The organism is Phycisphaera sp., assembly GCA_025916675.1.
Classification (GTDB): Bacteria; Planctomycetota; Phycisphaerae; order Phycisphaerales; family UBA1924; genus JAHCJI01.
Map to the genome: position 1 here is coordinate 2,007,631 of CP098402.1, position 16,317 is coordinate 2,023,947.

Annotated in this window: 11 protein-coding genes and 1 tRNA gene; all 12 read right to left on the bottom strand. The window is 67.1% G+C overall.

The genetic code is table 11. The features are described from left to right. Nucleotides 1–79: 79 nt before the first annotated feature. The 12 genes from NCW75_08620 to NCW75_08675 all read right to left on the bottom strand — a co-directional run bounded on the left by NCW75_08620 (nucleotide 80) and on the right by NCW75_08675 (nucleotide 16,278). Nucleotides 80–3,709, bottom strand: a complete 3,630-nt coding sequence (locus NCW75_08620; protein UYV11366.1) for an efflux RND transporter permease subunit — start codon at nucleotides 3,707–3,709, stop codon at nucleotides 80–82. A 3-nt stretch (nucleotides 3,710–3,712) separates the two neighbouring features. After that, nucleotides 3,713–4,903, bottom strand: a complete 1,191-nt coding sequence (locus NCW75_08625) for an efflux RND transporter periplasmic adaptor subunit (GenBank protein UYV11367.1) — start codon at nucleotides 4,901–4,903, stop codon at nucleotides 3,713–3,715. After that, nucleotides 4,903–6,333, bottom strand: a complete 1,431-nt coding sequence (locus NCW75_08630) for a serine protease (GenBank protein UYV11368.1) — start codon at nucleotides 6,331–6,333, stop codon at nucleotides 4,903–4,905. Before NCW75_08630 ends, NCW75_08625 begins: the two co-directional genes overlap by 1 nt. 10 nt (nucleotides 6,334–6,343) lie before the next feature. Then, on the bottom strand, nucleotides 6,344–7,642 hold the full coding sequence (locus NCW75_08635; GenBank protein ID UYV11369.1) for an ABC transporter permease: 1,299 nt from the start codon (nucleotides 7,640–7,642) through the stop codon (nucleotides 6,344–6,346). Further along, the gene (locus tag NCW75_08640) at nucleotides 7,642–8,331 is read right to left on the bottom strand and encodes an ATP-binding cassette domain-containing protein (protein ID UYV11370.1); all 690 of its coding nucleotides are present in this window, start codon (nucleotides 8,329–8,331) and stop codon (nucleotides 7,642–7,644) included. The genes NCW75_08635 and NCW75_08640 overlap by 1 nt, the downstream gene beginning before the upstream one ends. 25 nt (nucleotides 8,332–8,356) lie before the next feature. Next, nucleotides 8,357–10,543 (bottom strand): hypothetical protein, encoded by a 2,187-nt coding sequence (locus tag NCW75_08645; GenBank protein UYV11371.1) that lies wholly within the window; start codon nucleotides 10,541–10,543, stop codon nucleotides 8,357–8,359. A gap of 59 nt (nucleotides 10,544–10,602) precedes the next feature. Next, on the bottom strand, nucleotides 10,603–12,768 hold the full coding sequence (locus NCW75_08650) for a hypothetical protein (protein ID UYV11372.1): 2,166 nt from the start codon (nucleotides 12,766–12,768) through the stop codon (nucleotides 10,603–10,605). Between the two features lie 138 nt (nucleotides 12,769–12,906). Continuing rightward, nucleotides 12,907–14,085: an FAD-binding oxidoreductase gene (locus NCW75_08655; GenBank protein UYV11373.1), complete on the bottom strand. Its 1,179-nt coding sequence runs from the start codon at nucleotides 14,083–14,085 to the stop codon at nucleotides 12,907–12,909. 23 nt (nucleotides 14,086–14,108) lie between these two features. Further along, nucleotides 14,109–14,309: a hypothetical protein gene (locus tag NCW75_08660; protein UYV11374.1), complete on the bottom strand. Its 201-nt coding sequence runs from the start codon at nucleotides 14,307–14,309 to the stop codon at nucleotides 14,109–14,111. 223 nt (nucleotides 14,310–14,532) lie between these two features. Further along, nucleotides 14,533–14,715 carry a 50S ribosomal protein L33 gene (rpmG, locus tag NCW75_08665; GenBank protein UYV11375.1) on the bottom strand — a complete coding sequence of 61 codons (183 nt, stop codon included), beginning with the start codon at nucleotides 14,713–14,715 and terminating at the stop codon, nucleotides 14,533–14,535. Nucleotides 14,716–14,751: 36 nt separating this feature from the next. Further along, on the bottom strand, nucleotides 14,752–15,954 hold the full coding sequence (gene tuf / locus NCW75_08670; protein ID UYV11376.1) for an elongation factor Tu: 1,203 nt from the start codon (nucleotides 15,952–15,954) through the stop codon (nucleotides 14,752–14,754). Nucleotides 15,955–16,206: 252 nt separating this feature from the next. Next, nucleotides 16,207–16,278 (bottom strand) — tRNA-Thr (locus NCW75_08675). Between the last annotated feature and the right edge of the window lie 39 nt (nucleotides 16,279–16,317).

Genomic DNA, 16,317 nt, shown 5'->3' on the forward strand with positions numbered 1-16,317 from the left:
CCGCTGGCGAGGCGACAAGACGAACAAGCCCGAAAGGGCGCGGCCCCGCTGGCGAAGCGACAAAAGAAACCCCGCCCCATCACACCGCCGGCTGGGCCACCCCGTCGCCGATCACGGCTTCGTCGCGCGCCTGCCGCCGCTCCGGGGGCGCAGGCGCGCTCGCCGCATCGCTCCGCCGCGTCAGCGCGCGCTTGGCCGCCACGCGCATGTCGATGACCAGGCTGAACAAGAGCGGCGTGAGCAGCAGCGTGAAGAACGTGCTCACCAGCAGCCCACCCACGACCACCGAGCCCAGCCCGCGGTACATCTCCGAGCCCGCCCCGGGGAAGAGGACGAGCGGCAGCATGCCGCCCACGCTGGTCAGCGTGCCCATGAAGATCGGGCGGATGCGCGTGGTCGTGGCCCTGGCGATCGCCTCGTGGGCCTCGCCAACATCGGCGCTGGCGTCCTCCATCGGGTTTCGATCCATGAACCCCAGGCTCTGGTGCACGATCAGGATGGAGTTGTTCACCACGATGCCAACCAGGATCACGAAGCCCAGGATCGTCAGCACGTCCAGGTTCTGCGGCGCGATCGTCGGGTCGGCCGCCGACACGGCGTGCACCCACGCCAGCGCCGCGAACCCGCCGACGATCGCCAGGGGCACCGTGAACATGATGACCAGGGGATATAAGAAGCTCTCGAACAGGGCGCACATCAGCAAGTACACCACGGCCAGCGCCCACACGAACCGAGCCGTCAGGAGCGCGGGGCTCGCCGCCAAACCGCCGAACAGCAGCAGGAAGATGCCGCCAAGGAGCACGAGCCCCACCGCGCCGTAGGCGTACCACGGCTGGTTCCGCCGTATCGAGATCACGAGTGTCACGATCGCGAGGGCCAACCCGCCAAACTGGGCAACGCCGCCGGCCGCCCACAGCACCCTCGATCCCGCCCCGCCGGCGGTCCTCGGTCCATCGGCGCTCATGCCGAACATCGCCACCTGCACCTCGTCGAGCTTGGCGGCGGTGCCCTCCATCCGGATACGCATGGTCGAATCGATCTGCCCGCTCTCGCGCAGGGGCGCGATGATCTCGTTGCGGATCTTCGCGATCACCTCGCCCACGGGCTCGCCCTCGGGCGGCCGCACGTTGATGGTCACGCTGGGCAGTTCCTCGACGCGGCTGATCTCCTGGGGCGCGATGCTGCGGGTGATGTCCACCACGCTGTCCACCGGCACCACCGGCCCGGCCGGCGTGGCGATGGGGACGCTCAGCATCTTCTCGATGTACTCCAGCCGCCCGCCGAGGGGCAGCATGACCAGGTCGACCTGCTCGCCGTCGAGCTGGTAGTCGCCCACGAACACGCCGTCGAACAGCCCGCGCACCGCCAGCCCCACGCCCTCGGTGGTCAGGCCCAGGTCGCGCCCGACCGAGTTCACCTCGGCCCGCATCTCGGGCTGCCCGAGGCTGAAGTTCGCTGGGTTGGGCTGGACACGCCCGTACCCGTATATGCCCGCGGCCGTGCCGAACACCTGGCCGGCCACGGCCTTGACCTTCTCGAGGTTGGGCCCGCTGATCTCGATATCGATCGTGCCGCCGCCGGTCGCGCCCATGCCGAACAGCGACGCCTGGCTCGCGCCGCCGAAGATGTCGCCGTTGAGCTGGTTGAACGTGTTGGTCAGCACCTGCCCGATGGGGATCACGACGCGCTCGTCGGCGCTCGTGGCGCCGGCGAACATCTGCGTGCCGAACGCGCCGATGAAGAAGTTCTCGATCGCCACCGGCTCGTACGCCGGCATCTCGCCGGTCTCCGGATCGGGCGCGTAGCCGTAGGGGATCTTGGGCAGGTCCGACAGCTTGCCGTCCTCGCCCAGCTCTTGCAGCGTGTACGGCCCCACCATCGCTTCCATCCGCTCGGCCAGCTCGGTGCGCGCCTCGACGCTCTGGCCGGGAGGCAACAACAGGCCCCCAAACACGAGGTTCCGGTTGCCCGCGGGCAGGTAGTCCAGCGGTGGCATCAGCACCCACGACAACAGCAGGCTCGCGGCCGTCAGCACGACGATCGCAAGCGGGCGAAGCGTGAACCCACGCCACGAGCCCATCATCCACCGGATAACCCTGCCGAAGGTCTCGCAGAGCATCGTGCCCAGTGTCGCCAGCCCACCCAGGCTGCGAACCGCGCGGCCGAATCCCGATTTGGGTTCACGCACCTCGCCCAGCCAGCTCGCGCTGGCCGACGGGATCACCGTCAGCGACACGATGAGCGACAGCGACACCGCGCCCACGATGGCCAGCGAGATGTCGCGGAACAACTGCCCGGCCTCTTCCTGGATCGTCAGGATCGGGATGAACACCACGGCCGTCGTCAGCGTCGACGCGAGCACCGCGCCCCAGACCTCCTTGGCGCCGTCGTACGCGGCCGTCGCGGGCGTCTTGCCCATCGCCCGGTGGCGGTCGATGTTCTCGAGCACGACGATGGCGTTGTCGACCACCATGCCCACCGCGAACGCGAGCCCGGCCAGCGAGATCACGTTCAGCGTCCGTCCCAGGCCCAGCAGCACCAGGAACGTGCCGATGACCGAGATCGGGATCGCCAGCGCGATCACCAGCGTCGCCGGCACGCTGCGCAGGAACACGAGCAGCACCACGCCCGCCAGGATGCCGCCGATCCAGAGGTTCTGCAGCACCAGGTCGATCGCCGAGCTGATGTACGTCGTCTCGTCGTACACCTGCCGCAGGCGCAGGTGCGGGCCCACCCGATCGTCCAGGTTGGGCAGGATGTCCAGCCGCACCTGCTCGATCTGCTCATTGACGCCAGCCATGACCTCCACGACGTTGGCGTCGGTCTGGCGCAAGACATTGATCGCCAGGCACGGCTGGCCCAGCGAACGCACGAAGCCGCGCGACTTCTGGTAGCTCAGCTCCACAGTCCCGATGTCGCGGAGGTACACCGGCTTGCCGTCGCGGTACGCCACGATCGTGCCCAGCACCTGCTCGGGCTCGCTGAACTGCCCGACGACGCGCACGCGGTAATCACGCTTGCCCTCGGCGATCGTCCCGGCCGACACGTTGCGGTTCTCGCCGCGCAAGGCGTCGAAAACGTCCACATGGTTCAGCCCGCGCAATGCCATCGCGGAGGGGTCGAGCAGCACACGCACCTCGCGCTCGCGCCCGCCGTACACGTTGACCTCGGCCACCCCGCCAACGCGCTCCAGGAACGGCCGGATCTCGCGATCTACCTGATCGAACAACGTGGAAATGTCGAAGTCCTCGAACTCGTCGAGATAGTCCGGATCGATGTCCAGGATGATCCACGCGATCGCGTTCTCGGGCCCGCCGCTGGTATCGGCGATGTTCGGTTCGTCGACCTCATCGGGGTACTCGGGAACCTGCCGCAGCGCGTCCGACACCTCCTGCGACGCGCGGTCGATGTCCGAGCCGATGTAGTATTCGAGCGTGATCGACGCCGACCCCTCGCTGCTCAGCGAACGCATCGACTTGAGATTCGACACGTTCTTGAGCCGCTCCTCCTGCTCCTTGGTGATCTCGTCGACCACCTCCTGCGGGCTGCGGCCCGGCCAGTTCGTTGTCACCGTGATGATCGGCCGATCGACCGTGGGCGTGAGCTGGATCGGGATGGCACCGACACCGATCAGCCCGAACATCACCACGATCAGTACGGCCACCACAACGCCCACCGGGCGCTGGATCGCAAGTCGCACCAAGTCCACGGATCAAGCCCCTCCGGCCGGCGAACCACCATCATCGGCGCCACCAGCACGTTGCCCCTGCGAGTCGTCCTCGGGAAGATTCAAGATGTTCAACGGCTGCATCGGGAACATCCGCTCGTTCCCCTCAACGACCACCATCGCTCCGGGCGGCAACGCGCCGGCCCGGATCGCCACGCGATCGCCCGCCGCGAACATCCGCGTCACACGCGCCGGCGCGGCGGCAAAGCCCCCGTCCTGCCCGGGCACCGCGAAGTACACGAACTCGCCCGCGTCGTCGCGCAGCATCGCGTCCTTATGCACGGTCAGCATCGGCTCGGTCACGCCAGTCGGCGTCAGACCCATCGCGCTCATGCCCGGACGAAACCGCTCCTCGGCATTCTCGAGCACGATGCGCACCGGGAACAATCGGCTCCTCGGATCGGCATCGGGCACGATCGTGAAGCTCGACGCCTCGACCTCGTCGCCCGTCGCCGGGATGCGCACGCGGACCTGGCTGCCCTCTTGCGAGAGCCTCGCCACCAATCGCTCGGGCACGTCGATCCACGCCTCGACGGTCTTGAGCGACACGATCTCCGCCACGGGGTCGCCGCCGCCCAGCCACTGCCCCGCCTCGGCGTTGCGTCGCACGATCCGCCCCGTGAACGGCGCCTTCACAACCATGTCCTCGAGCCGCGTCTTGGCGAGATCAACCAAAACCTCGTTGAGCACGACATCGGCCCGGGCCGCCTCAAGCCGCGCCTCGGCGGCTTGCAGGTCGGTGCGGGCCTGATCGATCTCGCGCTCGTTCCCCCCGCCGCGGTCGTAGGTCTGCTGCACGCGCTCGAGATCCCGCCGGGCATTCTCAACCAGCGCCTCGCGCTCGGCCACCGACGCCCGGGCGCTGAGCAGCACGGCTTCTGCACGACGAAGCTCAAGCGCGGCGCGCGTGTCGTCCAGCCTTGCGATCACCTGGCCGGCCTCGACCTTGTCGCCCTCGCGCACGACGACCTCGGCTACCAGGCCTTCTTCTTCGGCAGCAAGTACCGACCGTCGCGCCGCCCGGATCTGCCCGGTCGATTCGCGCCACGTCTCCAGCGGCTCGCTCCGGGCTTCATCGATCCGCACGCTCGTCGCCGGGGCTTGGGCCAGGGCCACCAATGGCATCAGGACCACCGCCCCGAAAGCCGCCCCAAGGACGGCCATATTCGCTCGCATCAGTTGTCCTCCAGGGCCTCCGCCGATCTCGAGAGCCCCGCCTCTTCCATCAGGTACATGCCATACAACCACTTCCCACGAACGAACGGATCCACCTTGAGCTTCCCGGTGAGTACCCCAAACTGGGGGCGGCTCTCGATCGGGGCCGCCAACGCGATCTCTATCGCATCATACGGCGTCGGCGGCACACCCAGACAGCACCCGTCCCACGGATGCTGCATCAGGAGCAACTCGCTGACAAAACGCTCGGCGAAGGGGATCGCCAGATTGCCCTCGAAGCGCACCCACCGGCCGTCAAACATCGTCACCCGCTCGGGCAGCACCAATTTGGCGCGTGCGGGGTTGAACGTCTCGCTCGCCGACATCATCAGCGTCCAAGGCAACACGTACGGATCGGCTTTGGTACCCGAGCCCGTCACCGTGAAGCGGTCATCCAATCGCAGGTCCCCGTCGACCTTCTCGATCTTCGCCGGCCTCACGTCAAAGCCTTGGAACTCAAGCGGTGCCGTCTCGAACCCTTCGGGCCTTGGCAACGCCCGGATCTCGGCCCACAAGTCCTCGGTCTCGGGCGGCGGCCGGGTCGATTCCACGCTCGTGCCACCGGTCCACTCGGCCAGTGTCAGCCCGGGCAACGGTTCGAGTCGCAGCAATCGCTCGGCACCGTACACCAATTGCTCGCCCTGCGCGTCCCGGCCGACATAGCCAGCAAGCTTGCCCTGATCGGTCAACAAGGGCGATCCCAGCACCGACTCGGGCAGCGGCGAAGCCATCACAATCCTGACAACCTGCTCGACCACCCGCACGCGAGAGACTTCGAGCACGGCCACGGGATGCCCTGGGTCCTCCTCACCCGGCTCGGCAGCGGCACCGATCATCAGCAGCGTTTCCTCGGGAAAGGGCTCCAAGACCGCCACCTGCAACCCGCGCATCAGCTCGCTTGGCAAGTCCACCTGCAACAGCACCAGATCGACCTGCGGCACGTCGGCGACAATCCGCTGCACGTCGAAGCGCCGACCGATGTCGAGCACGACCTCACCGCGCACCGCGCCCTCGACCGCCGATCGAGGCACCGCCAGGCGGCCCGGCCCGACAAAGAACCCTGTTGCCGTCGATGCCGGTTCTTGGGCATCGACAGCGAAGAGCTCGACCCCAACCACCGCCGGGCTGTACAACGGCGCCATCGCCAGCAGCCCGATGTCCTGGTGCTGGGCCGCCTGCGCGACCTGATCGCGGATGGAACCGGTCTCGGTCCCGGCCTCCACACGCGACACTGGCACCACGGCCTCGGGCAGGGGCGCCGTGCCACCGGACGCACCGCCCGAGTTGGCCTCGAACACCGCCACGCCGGCAACCACGCACACTACGAGCGCTACAACGCCCCCAATGAAGACCACAGGCGGCACCTTTCGTTGATTTATCGCATCTATCATGAGTGCAAGGCTAGCCCAGGGGCCGGAGGTGGGCCGCAACGGGGGTCCGATACGCCAGCACCGCCGGGGCCACCCCCGCCAGCGCCGCCAGCACGACGGCCGCCATACCGACCACCCCGAACGCCACCGGGGAAACCGCCGGCTCGACCACGAGCCCGAGTTGAGCCTTGAGCCCCCAAGACACCGCCAGCCCGCCGAGCACGCTCATCACCACACCAACCACCGCCCCGGCGGCTCCCAGCATTACCGCCTCGGCCAGCACCCACAGCACCAGCCGCCCCCGGCTGGCCCCCAGCACGCGGAACGTTGCAACCTCCCGCCGCCGCATCTGCCCCGCCGTGTACAGCGCCAGCATGATCGACACCGCCCCGGAGACCAGCACCACGAACGCCATCGCGATCAGCAGCCGATCCACCCGGCTCACGATCCGGAAGAGCGCATCGATCTCGCTCGCGGGCGACGCCACCATCAGCGACGGATTCCGCCGCAAGTCGCTGGCTAGGTCGGCCACCGCCGCCGACGCCTGTCGCCCTTCACGAACGACACCGCGCACGTACACACCGGTAACCAACCGATCCGCCGCCGACAGGTCGCCCTCGGTCACGCGGTCGGCCTCGCCCCCCGCTTGCCGATCCCGCTTATCCTGCGCATGGATGACCCACCCCGACGCAAGATCGGCAAACACCACGCGATCGTGCGGCGTGCCGCTCAACTCCAGAACACCAACAATGGTGTAGCTGAACCCGCCATGCACGAACCCACCGCCGGCAAGCCCGCACGTCAGGAACAGTTCATCTCCGATTCCGAGCCCGGTTTCCTGCGCCACGCGCGCTCCTAGGACCGCCTCGAATCGGCCCTCGATCGCCCGCCCGTTCGCAACACTCCAGCGACCGTCCTCGCCATCGCGTTCGGGGTCGTACCCCGCATCGGGGCTGAATTGCTCAAAGAACCTCGGCTCGACGGCCGTCACCGGATAGTCCTCGAACGAGTCCCCCTGCTGGATCGGCAGCGCGTACGCCACCCGCGGGTCGCGTTGCAACTGCTGCACCTGCAACCACGTCATCGCCCGGCTGGGCGTGCCCGCGTGGAACACCGAGTTGAGCACGCTCACGAGCGCCGAGGGCTCGGCCGACACCACCAGGTGCATGTTGCCCGCGCCGCGCTCGAGCGTCTCCCGCGTCGCGTTGCGCATGCTCAAGATCGTGAGCAGCAGGCCTACCGCGATCGCCACGGTGATCGTCGTCGTCACCGTCTGGAACCGCCGCGCCAGCAGCGACCGCAGCACCACCCGAGTCCCGCTGAGCGCCATCAGCCACGCTCCACGATCGCAGGTTCCGCCAGCGTTTCCAGATCCTCAACCCGCTCGAAGTGCTTAGAGGCCGCCGGATCATGGCTCACGCACAGCAGCGCTGCCCCGGCCTCGACGCACGCGCCCTTGATGAGTTCGATCGCCACGTCGGCGTTCTCGGGGTCCAGGCTCGCCGTTGGCTCGTCAGCCAATACGAGCGCGGGTTTGGCAGCAACCGCTCGCGCGACGGCCACCCGTTGCTGCTGCCCCACGCTCAACTCTTCAGGCCGCGCATCCATACGCTCGATGCCCAATCGCTCCAGCAACATCCTCGCCCGCCCGTTATGCTCACTGCGCGGGATCTCCGAGAACATCATCCCCGCCAGCACGTTCTCCATCGCGCTGAAGCCGTGCAGCAGATTGAACGTCTGGAACACCAACCCAAGGTGCCGCCCCCGAAAACGATCCCTCGCGCCCCCACGCAGCGCGTGCAAGTCCTGCCCGGCGATCTCAACCCGCCCCAGCGTCGGCTCGAGCAGCCCCGCAACAAGCCCCAGCAGCGTCGTCTTGCCGCTACCCGAATGCCCCCGCAGCAGTGCCACCTCGCCGCGAGCTAGCTCGAAGTGACCAACGCGAACGACCGGCGGGGCGTCCACCGCCCCCCGGTCGTAGCGAAAGCTCAAATCTTCAATACGCAACGCTACGGCCATGGGCCAAGCGTACGCACCAACCAAATTACTCGACCCGGAACTCGACGTCGTCAAGGCCGATCCGCCCCTGCGACGATCCCGAGCCCGGCCCGAACTCGAAGCGCACCTGCTCGACGTCGCTCAGGTCCAGGCTCGTGCCATCACGCAGGAAGTCCCCAAGGTTGATCGTGATGGTCTCGAACTCGTTCGACCACCCCGCTCCCGTGCCGGTACCCGTGCGCTGGTAGGGCTCCTCGACACCGCCGCCGTACGCGCCGATATTGATCGAGCTACTGCCGCCCGAGCCGTCCACCAGCGTCACGGTGAAGTCCAGATCACCAAGCTGGGCGGCCGTTTCGGGAGCGCGGCTGATCTGGCACGCCCGGAAGCTCAGTGACACGAACCCGCTCACGTCACGATGGATCGGAAGGAGGTTGTACACGAACGAGGCCGGCGAACCGTTCCAAGCGAACGTCACGCCGTTGGTGTTGTCGGGCGAACCGGGTCGCGCGCGGCTCATGCCGTTCATCGGTTGCGAGGGAACCCACGTATACGAGCTGTCAAGGTCTCGCATCAGGCCCTCGAACACGCCCGACACCCCCACCGAGATCGACGCGCCGCTGCTGGCCAGCGTCGTCGAGCTCTGGCTCTGGAAATCATCGACCACGAAATCAGCACCGCCACGCGCGGGGCGATACTCGTTGTCCACGACCGTCGAGTCTGAGATTGCCGGATAATCCAGGCTCTCCCACTGCCGCTCCAGCACGTCGCGGGCCGGCTCGTTGCCGCGCACGTAGTGCTGGATCAACGCCAACCAATCAATGAGCGCCACGCGCTGCACCTCGGGCCGGCCGATCTCCGTGCCCGGAGGCCCGCTGAAATCGTTGAACCCGCAGCAGTTGAAATCGTTGTGGTCGGCGCCCTGGATGTACGTCACCTGCTTGTCGCCCGTGCCGCGCTCATAGATTGCGAACGGCTTGCTGCCACCCGCCACGCTGCCGCGCACGTCGCCGTCAGACGAGCCGTAGACCAGGTGGAAATTGGAATCACCCGGCAACGCACGGATGCCGAAGTCGGTCGGCGCGATGCTCGATACCACAAGGATGTCGTCCAGCGAATAGTTCACCGGGGTGTAGCTGCCCGTCACGATGCGGTCGTACGCCCGGGCCACGCCTTCGCCGCCGCGGCTGTGGCCGATCCACACGGTACGGCTCTGATCGAGCCGCCCGTTCAACGCGCCACCAGCAATGGTCGCGAGGTTCCCGAAGAAGTAGTCGGTGTGCCGCAGCGTGGTGTCGCTGGCCGTCTCGATGCCCGGGCCGGTGTTGTTCTCGTGGCTCATCACCACCCAGCCGTGGCTGGCGAAGTGATCGTGCATGTAGTCGTACCACACATACTGCTGCCCGTTGCCGTGGCTGATGATCACCACCGGCACGTCGCTCCGGCTGGCGATGTCGCTGGGATAGGTCAACCGCTGCTGATCACGCGTACTGGGGATGCCTGGGAACGTGGCGGTGTACGTCGACACACGCGTGCGAGCCACCGGGCCAAGGGTCGTGAGGTCCTTGAAGAGCCAGAAGCCGACGCTCTCGAGCCCGTCGATGAGGTCGCCCGCCCCAAGCTCACCATCGCCATCGACATCGATCACGACATCGTACGGCACGCCGATACTCTCACCTGCGTCGGCGTTCAAGAAGGCAGTGCCACCCATCGCCGCGATGTTGTCGGCTGTCGATCCACCGCCGCTAAAGCTCGCCGGCTGCGGCAGCCCGCGAGCGTCCACCAGGGTTGGATCGGCGTCCCACTCCGCGGCTGACTTGTCGGCCACCAGGTACACGTCAACCGGCCCACCGGGCACGCTCGCCTGGGCGGGGTCGATCGCGACGGAGATGACCTCGCCCGTGCTGAACGTCCGCACGTAATCCGCGTGCGGGAACCCGCCGAGTTCCACCGCGGCGAGTTGGAGGCTCACGATGTCGCCCGAGGGGCACCCCATCACGAACTGGTTCTGGAACTCGAGGAAATCGAAGATATCCAGCCGGCCGTTGCCGTCGAAGTCCGCCCTCAGATCTCCAGCGGAGAACAGGTTCTGGAATTCGAGAAAGTCAAAGACCGTCAGCGAGCCGTCACCGTCGAGGTCGGCCGGGCAATCGGCCTGGGCGTACGCCGCCGATCCAAAAGCCAACCCAGCCGCGACGGCCAGCATCGCGCCGGTTCGTGTCGTGTTCCGCATCATCTGCTCCTCTGCTCCCCCGAGCTCGCGTGTGTGTTTCTCTCGTGGTTGTGCGCGGCTTAGGGCAGCAGCCGCACGTCGTCCAAACCGATGCGCCCCTCGTCCGAGCCATGGCTCGGACCGAAGCGCAACCGGACAGTCTCGATATCGCCAAGGTCCAGGGCGCTGCCATCGCGGGTGAAGTCGATCAGCCGCAGCCGGATGGTCTCGAACTCGTTCTGCCAGCCCGCCCCCGAGCCGTAGCTCGTGCGTTGGTACGGATCTCGCACGAGCGTCGCGTACGTCCCGGTCGACACCGCGCTGGCGTTGCCGTCGCCGTCGACCAGTTCGATCGTAAAGAAGAGCCCGGCCATGGACGCCGTCGTGAGCGGATGCCGCGTCGATTGGGCGACGCGCATGCTAATGGAGCCATAACCGGTCAGGTCACGCTGCCCGGCGGGCAAGCCAAACTCGTACGCCCCATCAGCATTATCCCATTGGAACACCACGCCGGCCGAATCATCGCTGGCGCTCGCGCTGGCGCGCGTCATGCCGTTCATCGGGTCGGTGCCGCTGGTCGAGAACGCCGAGTCGTTGTCTTCGAGCCGCCCCTCGGTCAGGCTCGCCACGTCGAAGCCCACGGTCGCGCCGCTGCTGGCCGCCGTCGTCGAGGGTGCGCTCTGGTAGTCATCGATCACGTATCCCGCGGCCGGGCCGGGGTTCTGCTCGCGGATGATGGTCGAGCTCTGGGCGATGCTGGGCGACTGGAGCGACCGCTGGTGGCGCCAGACGAACTCGTCAGCCCACATGTTGTCCTTCAGGTATCGCTCGGCCAGCGCGAGCCACGCCGCATTGGCGATGCGCTGGCCCTCGGGCCGGCCGATCGCCGTGCCGGGAGGCCCGGTGAAGTCGTTGAACCCGCAGCAGTTGAAGTCGTTGTGGTCGGCGCCATGCACGTAGGTCACCTGCTTCGATCCCGTGCCACGCTCGTAGAGCTGGTAGCTCTGGCGGTCGTCGCGGTGCGGGCAACCGCACACGTCGCCGTCGGCCGCGCCGAACAGCAGGTGGTAGTTCTGATCGTGAATCTGGCTGAGCGTCGCGCGCCACACCGTCGGCGCGATGCTGCTTGTGACCTTGAAGTCGCTCAGCCCGTAGCTCTGCGGCACGTACACGCCGTCGACGATCTTGCTCGTGGCGCGCACCACGCCCTCGCCGCCGCGGCTGTGGCCGATCCACATGATGCGCGACGTGTCGATCCGGCCGGCCAGTTCGGGCGCAAACGAGGCGTATCCACTGATGAACGCGTCGGCGTGCCGCAGCATGCTGTCGCTGGCAGCCTCGATGCCGGGGATCGTGTCGTTCTGGTGGCTCATGACCACGTAGCCGTGGCTGGCCAGGTGCTGCTGCACGTAGTCGTACCAGCGGTAGTCGTGCCCGTTGCCGTGCGCGATGATCACCAGCGGCATGTCCGTCAGGCTCGGATCATCGGGGTACACCAGCAGCTCACGCACGCGGTGCGACGGCAGGCCGGGCCAGCTCACGGCGTAGTCGAGCGGGTCGGCGCGATCGTATGGGCCAAGGCGGGTGAGGTCCTTGGCGTACCACATGCCCGTGGCGTCGCCGAGGCCGTCGACCAGATCGCCCTCGGACATCATCCCATCGCGATCGGCGTCGATCACGATGTCGTAGCCCGCGGCCACGCGGGGATCGGTCTCGGCCGGTGAGAGCAACGCGGTCGCGTTCAGCGAGAACACGTTGGCCGACAGAGAACCGCCGGGGAAGGTCACGGACTGCTCCCCGGTCGACCGGGCATCAACGAGCATGGGGTCGGCATCCCACTCCGCCTCGGTGCGCGCCGGCACGACGTAGACGTCCACGGGAACACCCATCAGGCCGGGATGCTTCGTTGGATCCAACGCGACGGCGGCGGTCTGGCCGAACACGAACGTGTCGACGATCTCGATATGCGGGAACGCGGCCAGCGAACGGCCGGCCAGGTCGAGGCCGGTGATATCGGCCGGGCACCCCGCGTCGAAGGCGTTCTGGAACGCCAGGAAGTCGAAGATGGTCAGGTCGCCGTCGCCGTCGAAGTCGGCCAGCGGATCGCCCGAGCTGAACAGGTTCTGGAACTCGAGGAAGTCGAAGATGGTCAGGTCACCATCGCCGTCGAGGTCAGCCGGGCAGGCCTGGGCGGTGACAGTGAGACCAACGACGGACAGCAGGGCAGCAAGCACGGTTCTACGCATCGGAGGATTCCCCTACACGAGGCGGCATGTGGAAGAAGGCCGCCCCAGATGCACAGATTACAGCACTCGGGGGCCGACCGCGACGGAAAATGGTGAAAAAGTGGCCCACAACCGCCATATTGCGGCGCGCGAGCAGCGTCAGGCCCGTTCCAGAGCCCCCACACGCCCAAGGGCGAACGAGGCAGCCAGCGGATCGGCGTCCGAGCCGTCGAGCATGGCGGCAACAGCACCCGCGGCTGTCCGATAAGCCAGCGACATCCCGTGGCCCGTAAACCCGCCGCAGTACCAGACCGAGTCGTCCTCGCTCACCGGGCCGACCAGGGGCATGCCGTCGGGCGAGAAGCCCATCGTGCCCGCCCACCGCGCCACAACTTTGATCGGGCGATCGAGCAGCATGCGCGCGAAGCTCTCGATGGCCTCCTGCACCGGCGGGGTCGATTGGTCGTCGAGGGTCTGCTCGTTTTGCGTGAAGCGATTCCGGCAGCCGCCCACGACGATCGTGCCGTCGGGCGTCTGGCGGATGTACTCGTGCCCGCGATTGGCGTAATAGGCGTAGTCCAGGCGCGCGCCCTCGGCGGTCAGGGCGAGCATCTGCCCGCGGTTGGGCCTCACAATCGGCGCGAGATTCGGCAGCAGCGAGCCGGCGTACGCGTTGGTACACACCAGCACACGCCGGGCGTGCACGGTCGCGCCGGCGGTCCGCACGACACAATGGCCATCGTGCGTGCTCGCGGGCTCGATGGCGTGGGTTTCCTGCCCGGCGAGAACCGCCGTGCCGAGCTTGCTCGCGAGCAGACCCACGAGTTCGGCAGGGTTGACCGTCGCGTCCCCGGGATTCACCAGCCCGGTGATGGGCAGACCGCTGGCCCAAGCGCTGTCCGTGCCCGATTCACTCAACAGCACGCCGAAACCGTCGGCTTGCAGGAGCGACGCCGATTCGATGAGCTCGTCGGCCTCGTTCTGGTCGAGAGCGAGCAAACAACTCGGAGTGTGCTTGTAAGACGGCAGCTCCGAGATGCCCTCGGACTGGAGCCCGCGGAGGTTTTCCTCGCTCCAGCGCCAGACGTGCTGGGCGGTCTCAATCCCCAGCGTGTCGCGTGCTGAGCGGTAGTTCTCGGCGAGCCCACGCATGAGGTAGCCGGCGTTGCGGGAGCTCGCGCCCGAGCCGGGCGCGTGGCGTTCGAGCACGACGACAGAAAGGCCGCGGCGGATCAGGTGGAGCGCCGCGGACAGGCCGCAGACACCCGCACCGACCACGGCGGCGTCGACGTCGATGGTCTGGGGTTTGGAGGATCTCTGCCAGTAGGGAACGGTCATCTGGCGTCAGCCAGCGGCGGCCCTCAGGCGGCGGCGAGGCCGGTGGCACGCGAGGCACGCAGCAGACGGCGGCCGGCGTAGGCCAGCAAGCCAATGCCCAGAGCCACCACAAGGACGGCGGGCACCGAGATCGACAGGCCACCGGCATGGACGGCCATGCAGTCGGCGCAGAAGCCGGCGTGGGCGTGCGAGGCGTGGCAACCGTGGGTCGAGCAAACGTGCATGTGCGTCTCCGAGTGTGGTGCTCCAGCAAGCGATGCCGGGGGCGATAAGCAGAGTGTACCTCATCGAGAATCGAGTTTCAAGACTCGATAAGGAGAGAATCGGCCAGATGCGGCTCGGACCTGAACCGCGTGCATCACAATGGCATCAAAACGACACCGCGGCGGGCTGTGTGGCCCGCCGCGGTGGATTGGTTCGAGATGTCGCCCTGTGGGCTTGGGGGCCTTACTTGCGCTTGATCTTGTGGATCGTGTGCTTGCGCAGGCGGGGGCAGTACTTGTTGATGCCCTCTTTCATGCCCTCGGGCAGCCCACCACGAACGTTGACCGAGGTGCGGTAGTTGAGGTCGCCGGTCTCGCTGCACTGGAGCCAGACGTATTCGCGGGCAGCGCCCTTTTTCTTAGCCATGGGTCACGTCCTCTTTGGGCGTACAGGAAAAGGTGCTTACTCGATGATCTCGGTGACGACGCCCGAACCGATGGTGCGGCCACCCTCGCGGACGGCGAACCGGAGGCCGGCTTCCATGGCAACGGGCTTGCCCTCGAGGTCGACCTCGACCTCGACGTTATCGCCGGGCATGCACATCTCGGCCCCGCCGACGAGGTTGACCTGGCCGGTCACGTCGGTGGTCCGCATGTAGAACTGGGGTTTGTAGCCCGAGAAGAACGGGGTGTGGCGGCCGCCCTCCTCCTTGGTCAGCACGTAGACCTCACCCTTGAACTTGCGGTGGGTGTTGATGCTGCCGGGCTTCACGATGACCTGGCCGCGCTGGATTTCCTTCTTCTCGACGCCGCGGAGCAGGATGCCGCAGTTGTCGCCGGCCATGCCCTCGGTCATCTCCTTGTTGAACATCTCAACACCGGTGATGGTGGTCTTGAGCGGCTCGGGACGCAGGCCGACAACCTCGGCGGCATCGCCGACCTTGACGACGCCACGCTCGATGCGGCCGGTAGCCACGGTACCGCGGCCCTTGATGCTGAACACGTCCTCGACGGCCATCAGGAAGGGCTTGTCCGACTCGCGGGGCGGCTCGGGGATGTAGGAGTCCAGGGCATCGAAGAGCTCGTCGACGCCCTTGTTGGCGGCGTCGTCGTTGGGCGCTTCGATGGCAGCCTTGGCGGTGATGTGGACGATCGGGGTGTCGTCGCCGGGGAAGTCGTACTTGCTCAGCAGGTCGCGGACTTCCATCTCGACGAGCTCGAGGAGCTCGGGATCGTCGACGAGGTCGACCTTGTTCAGGGCGACGACGATGTAGGGCACGCCCACCTGGCGGGCGAGCAGCACGTGCTCACGCGTCTGGGGCATGGGGCCGTCGGCGGCCGAGACCACGAGGATGGCGCCGTCCATCTGGGCGGCACCGGTGATCATGTTCTTCACGTAATCGGCGTGGCCCGGGCAATCGACGTGCGCGTAGTGGCGGTTGTCGGTCTCGTACTCGACGTGCGACGAGTGGATCGTCACGGTCTTGGACGCGTCACGGACGGTACCACCCTTGGTGATTTCGGCATAGGTCTTGGCCTTGCCACCGCGCTTGACGGCCGACCTGGCCGCCATGGCGGCGGTCAGGGTGCTCTTGCCGTGATCGATGTGGCCGATCGTGCCAACGTTTACGTGCGGCTTGGTCCGCTCGAAGACCTCTTTTGCCATCGCCGTCTACCTCCAGCATTGCCTTCGCGTCGGCCGCCCCGCTGAAAGGGCGTCTGGCCGACCGGTTTCCTGATGAATCAAAGCCGGAATCCACGCGGAACCGGCGATGTCTGCATGTTGCCCGGGTGGTCTGCCCGAGCCCGTCACCCGCCGCAAATCGGCGGAGGGAACTATAGACTCGTTAGACCCGACGTGGGGCCGGACGCGGCGGCCTTCAGATGGGCCCAAAGGGCCGGTACGGAAGGCTGCCAAAGCCGCTGGTGAGATTTGAACTCACGACCTCACCCTTACCAAGGGTGCGCTCTACCACTGAGCTACAGCGGCACCGAGGGCTTCCCCCCGACGGGCGGGAAGAGTGCTCAC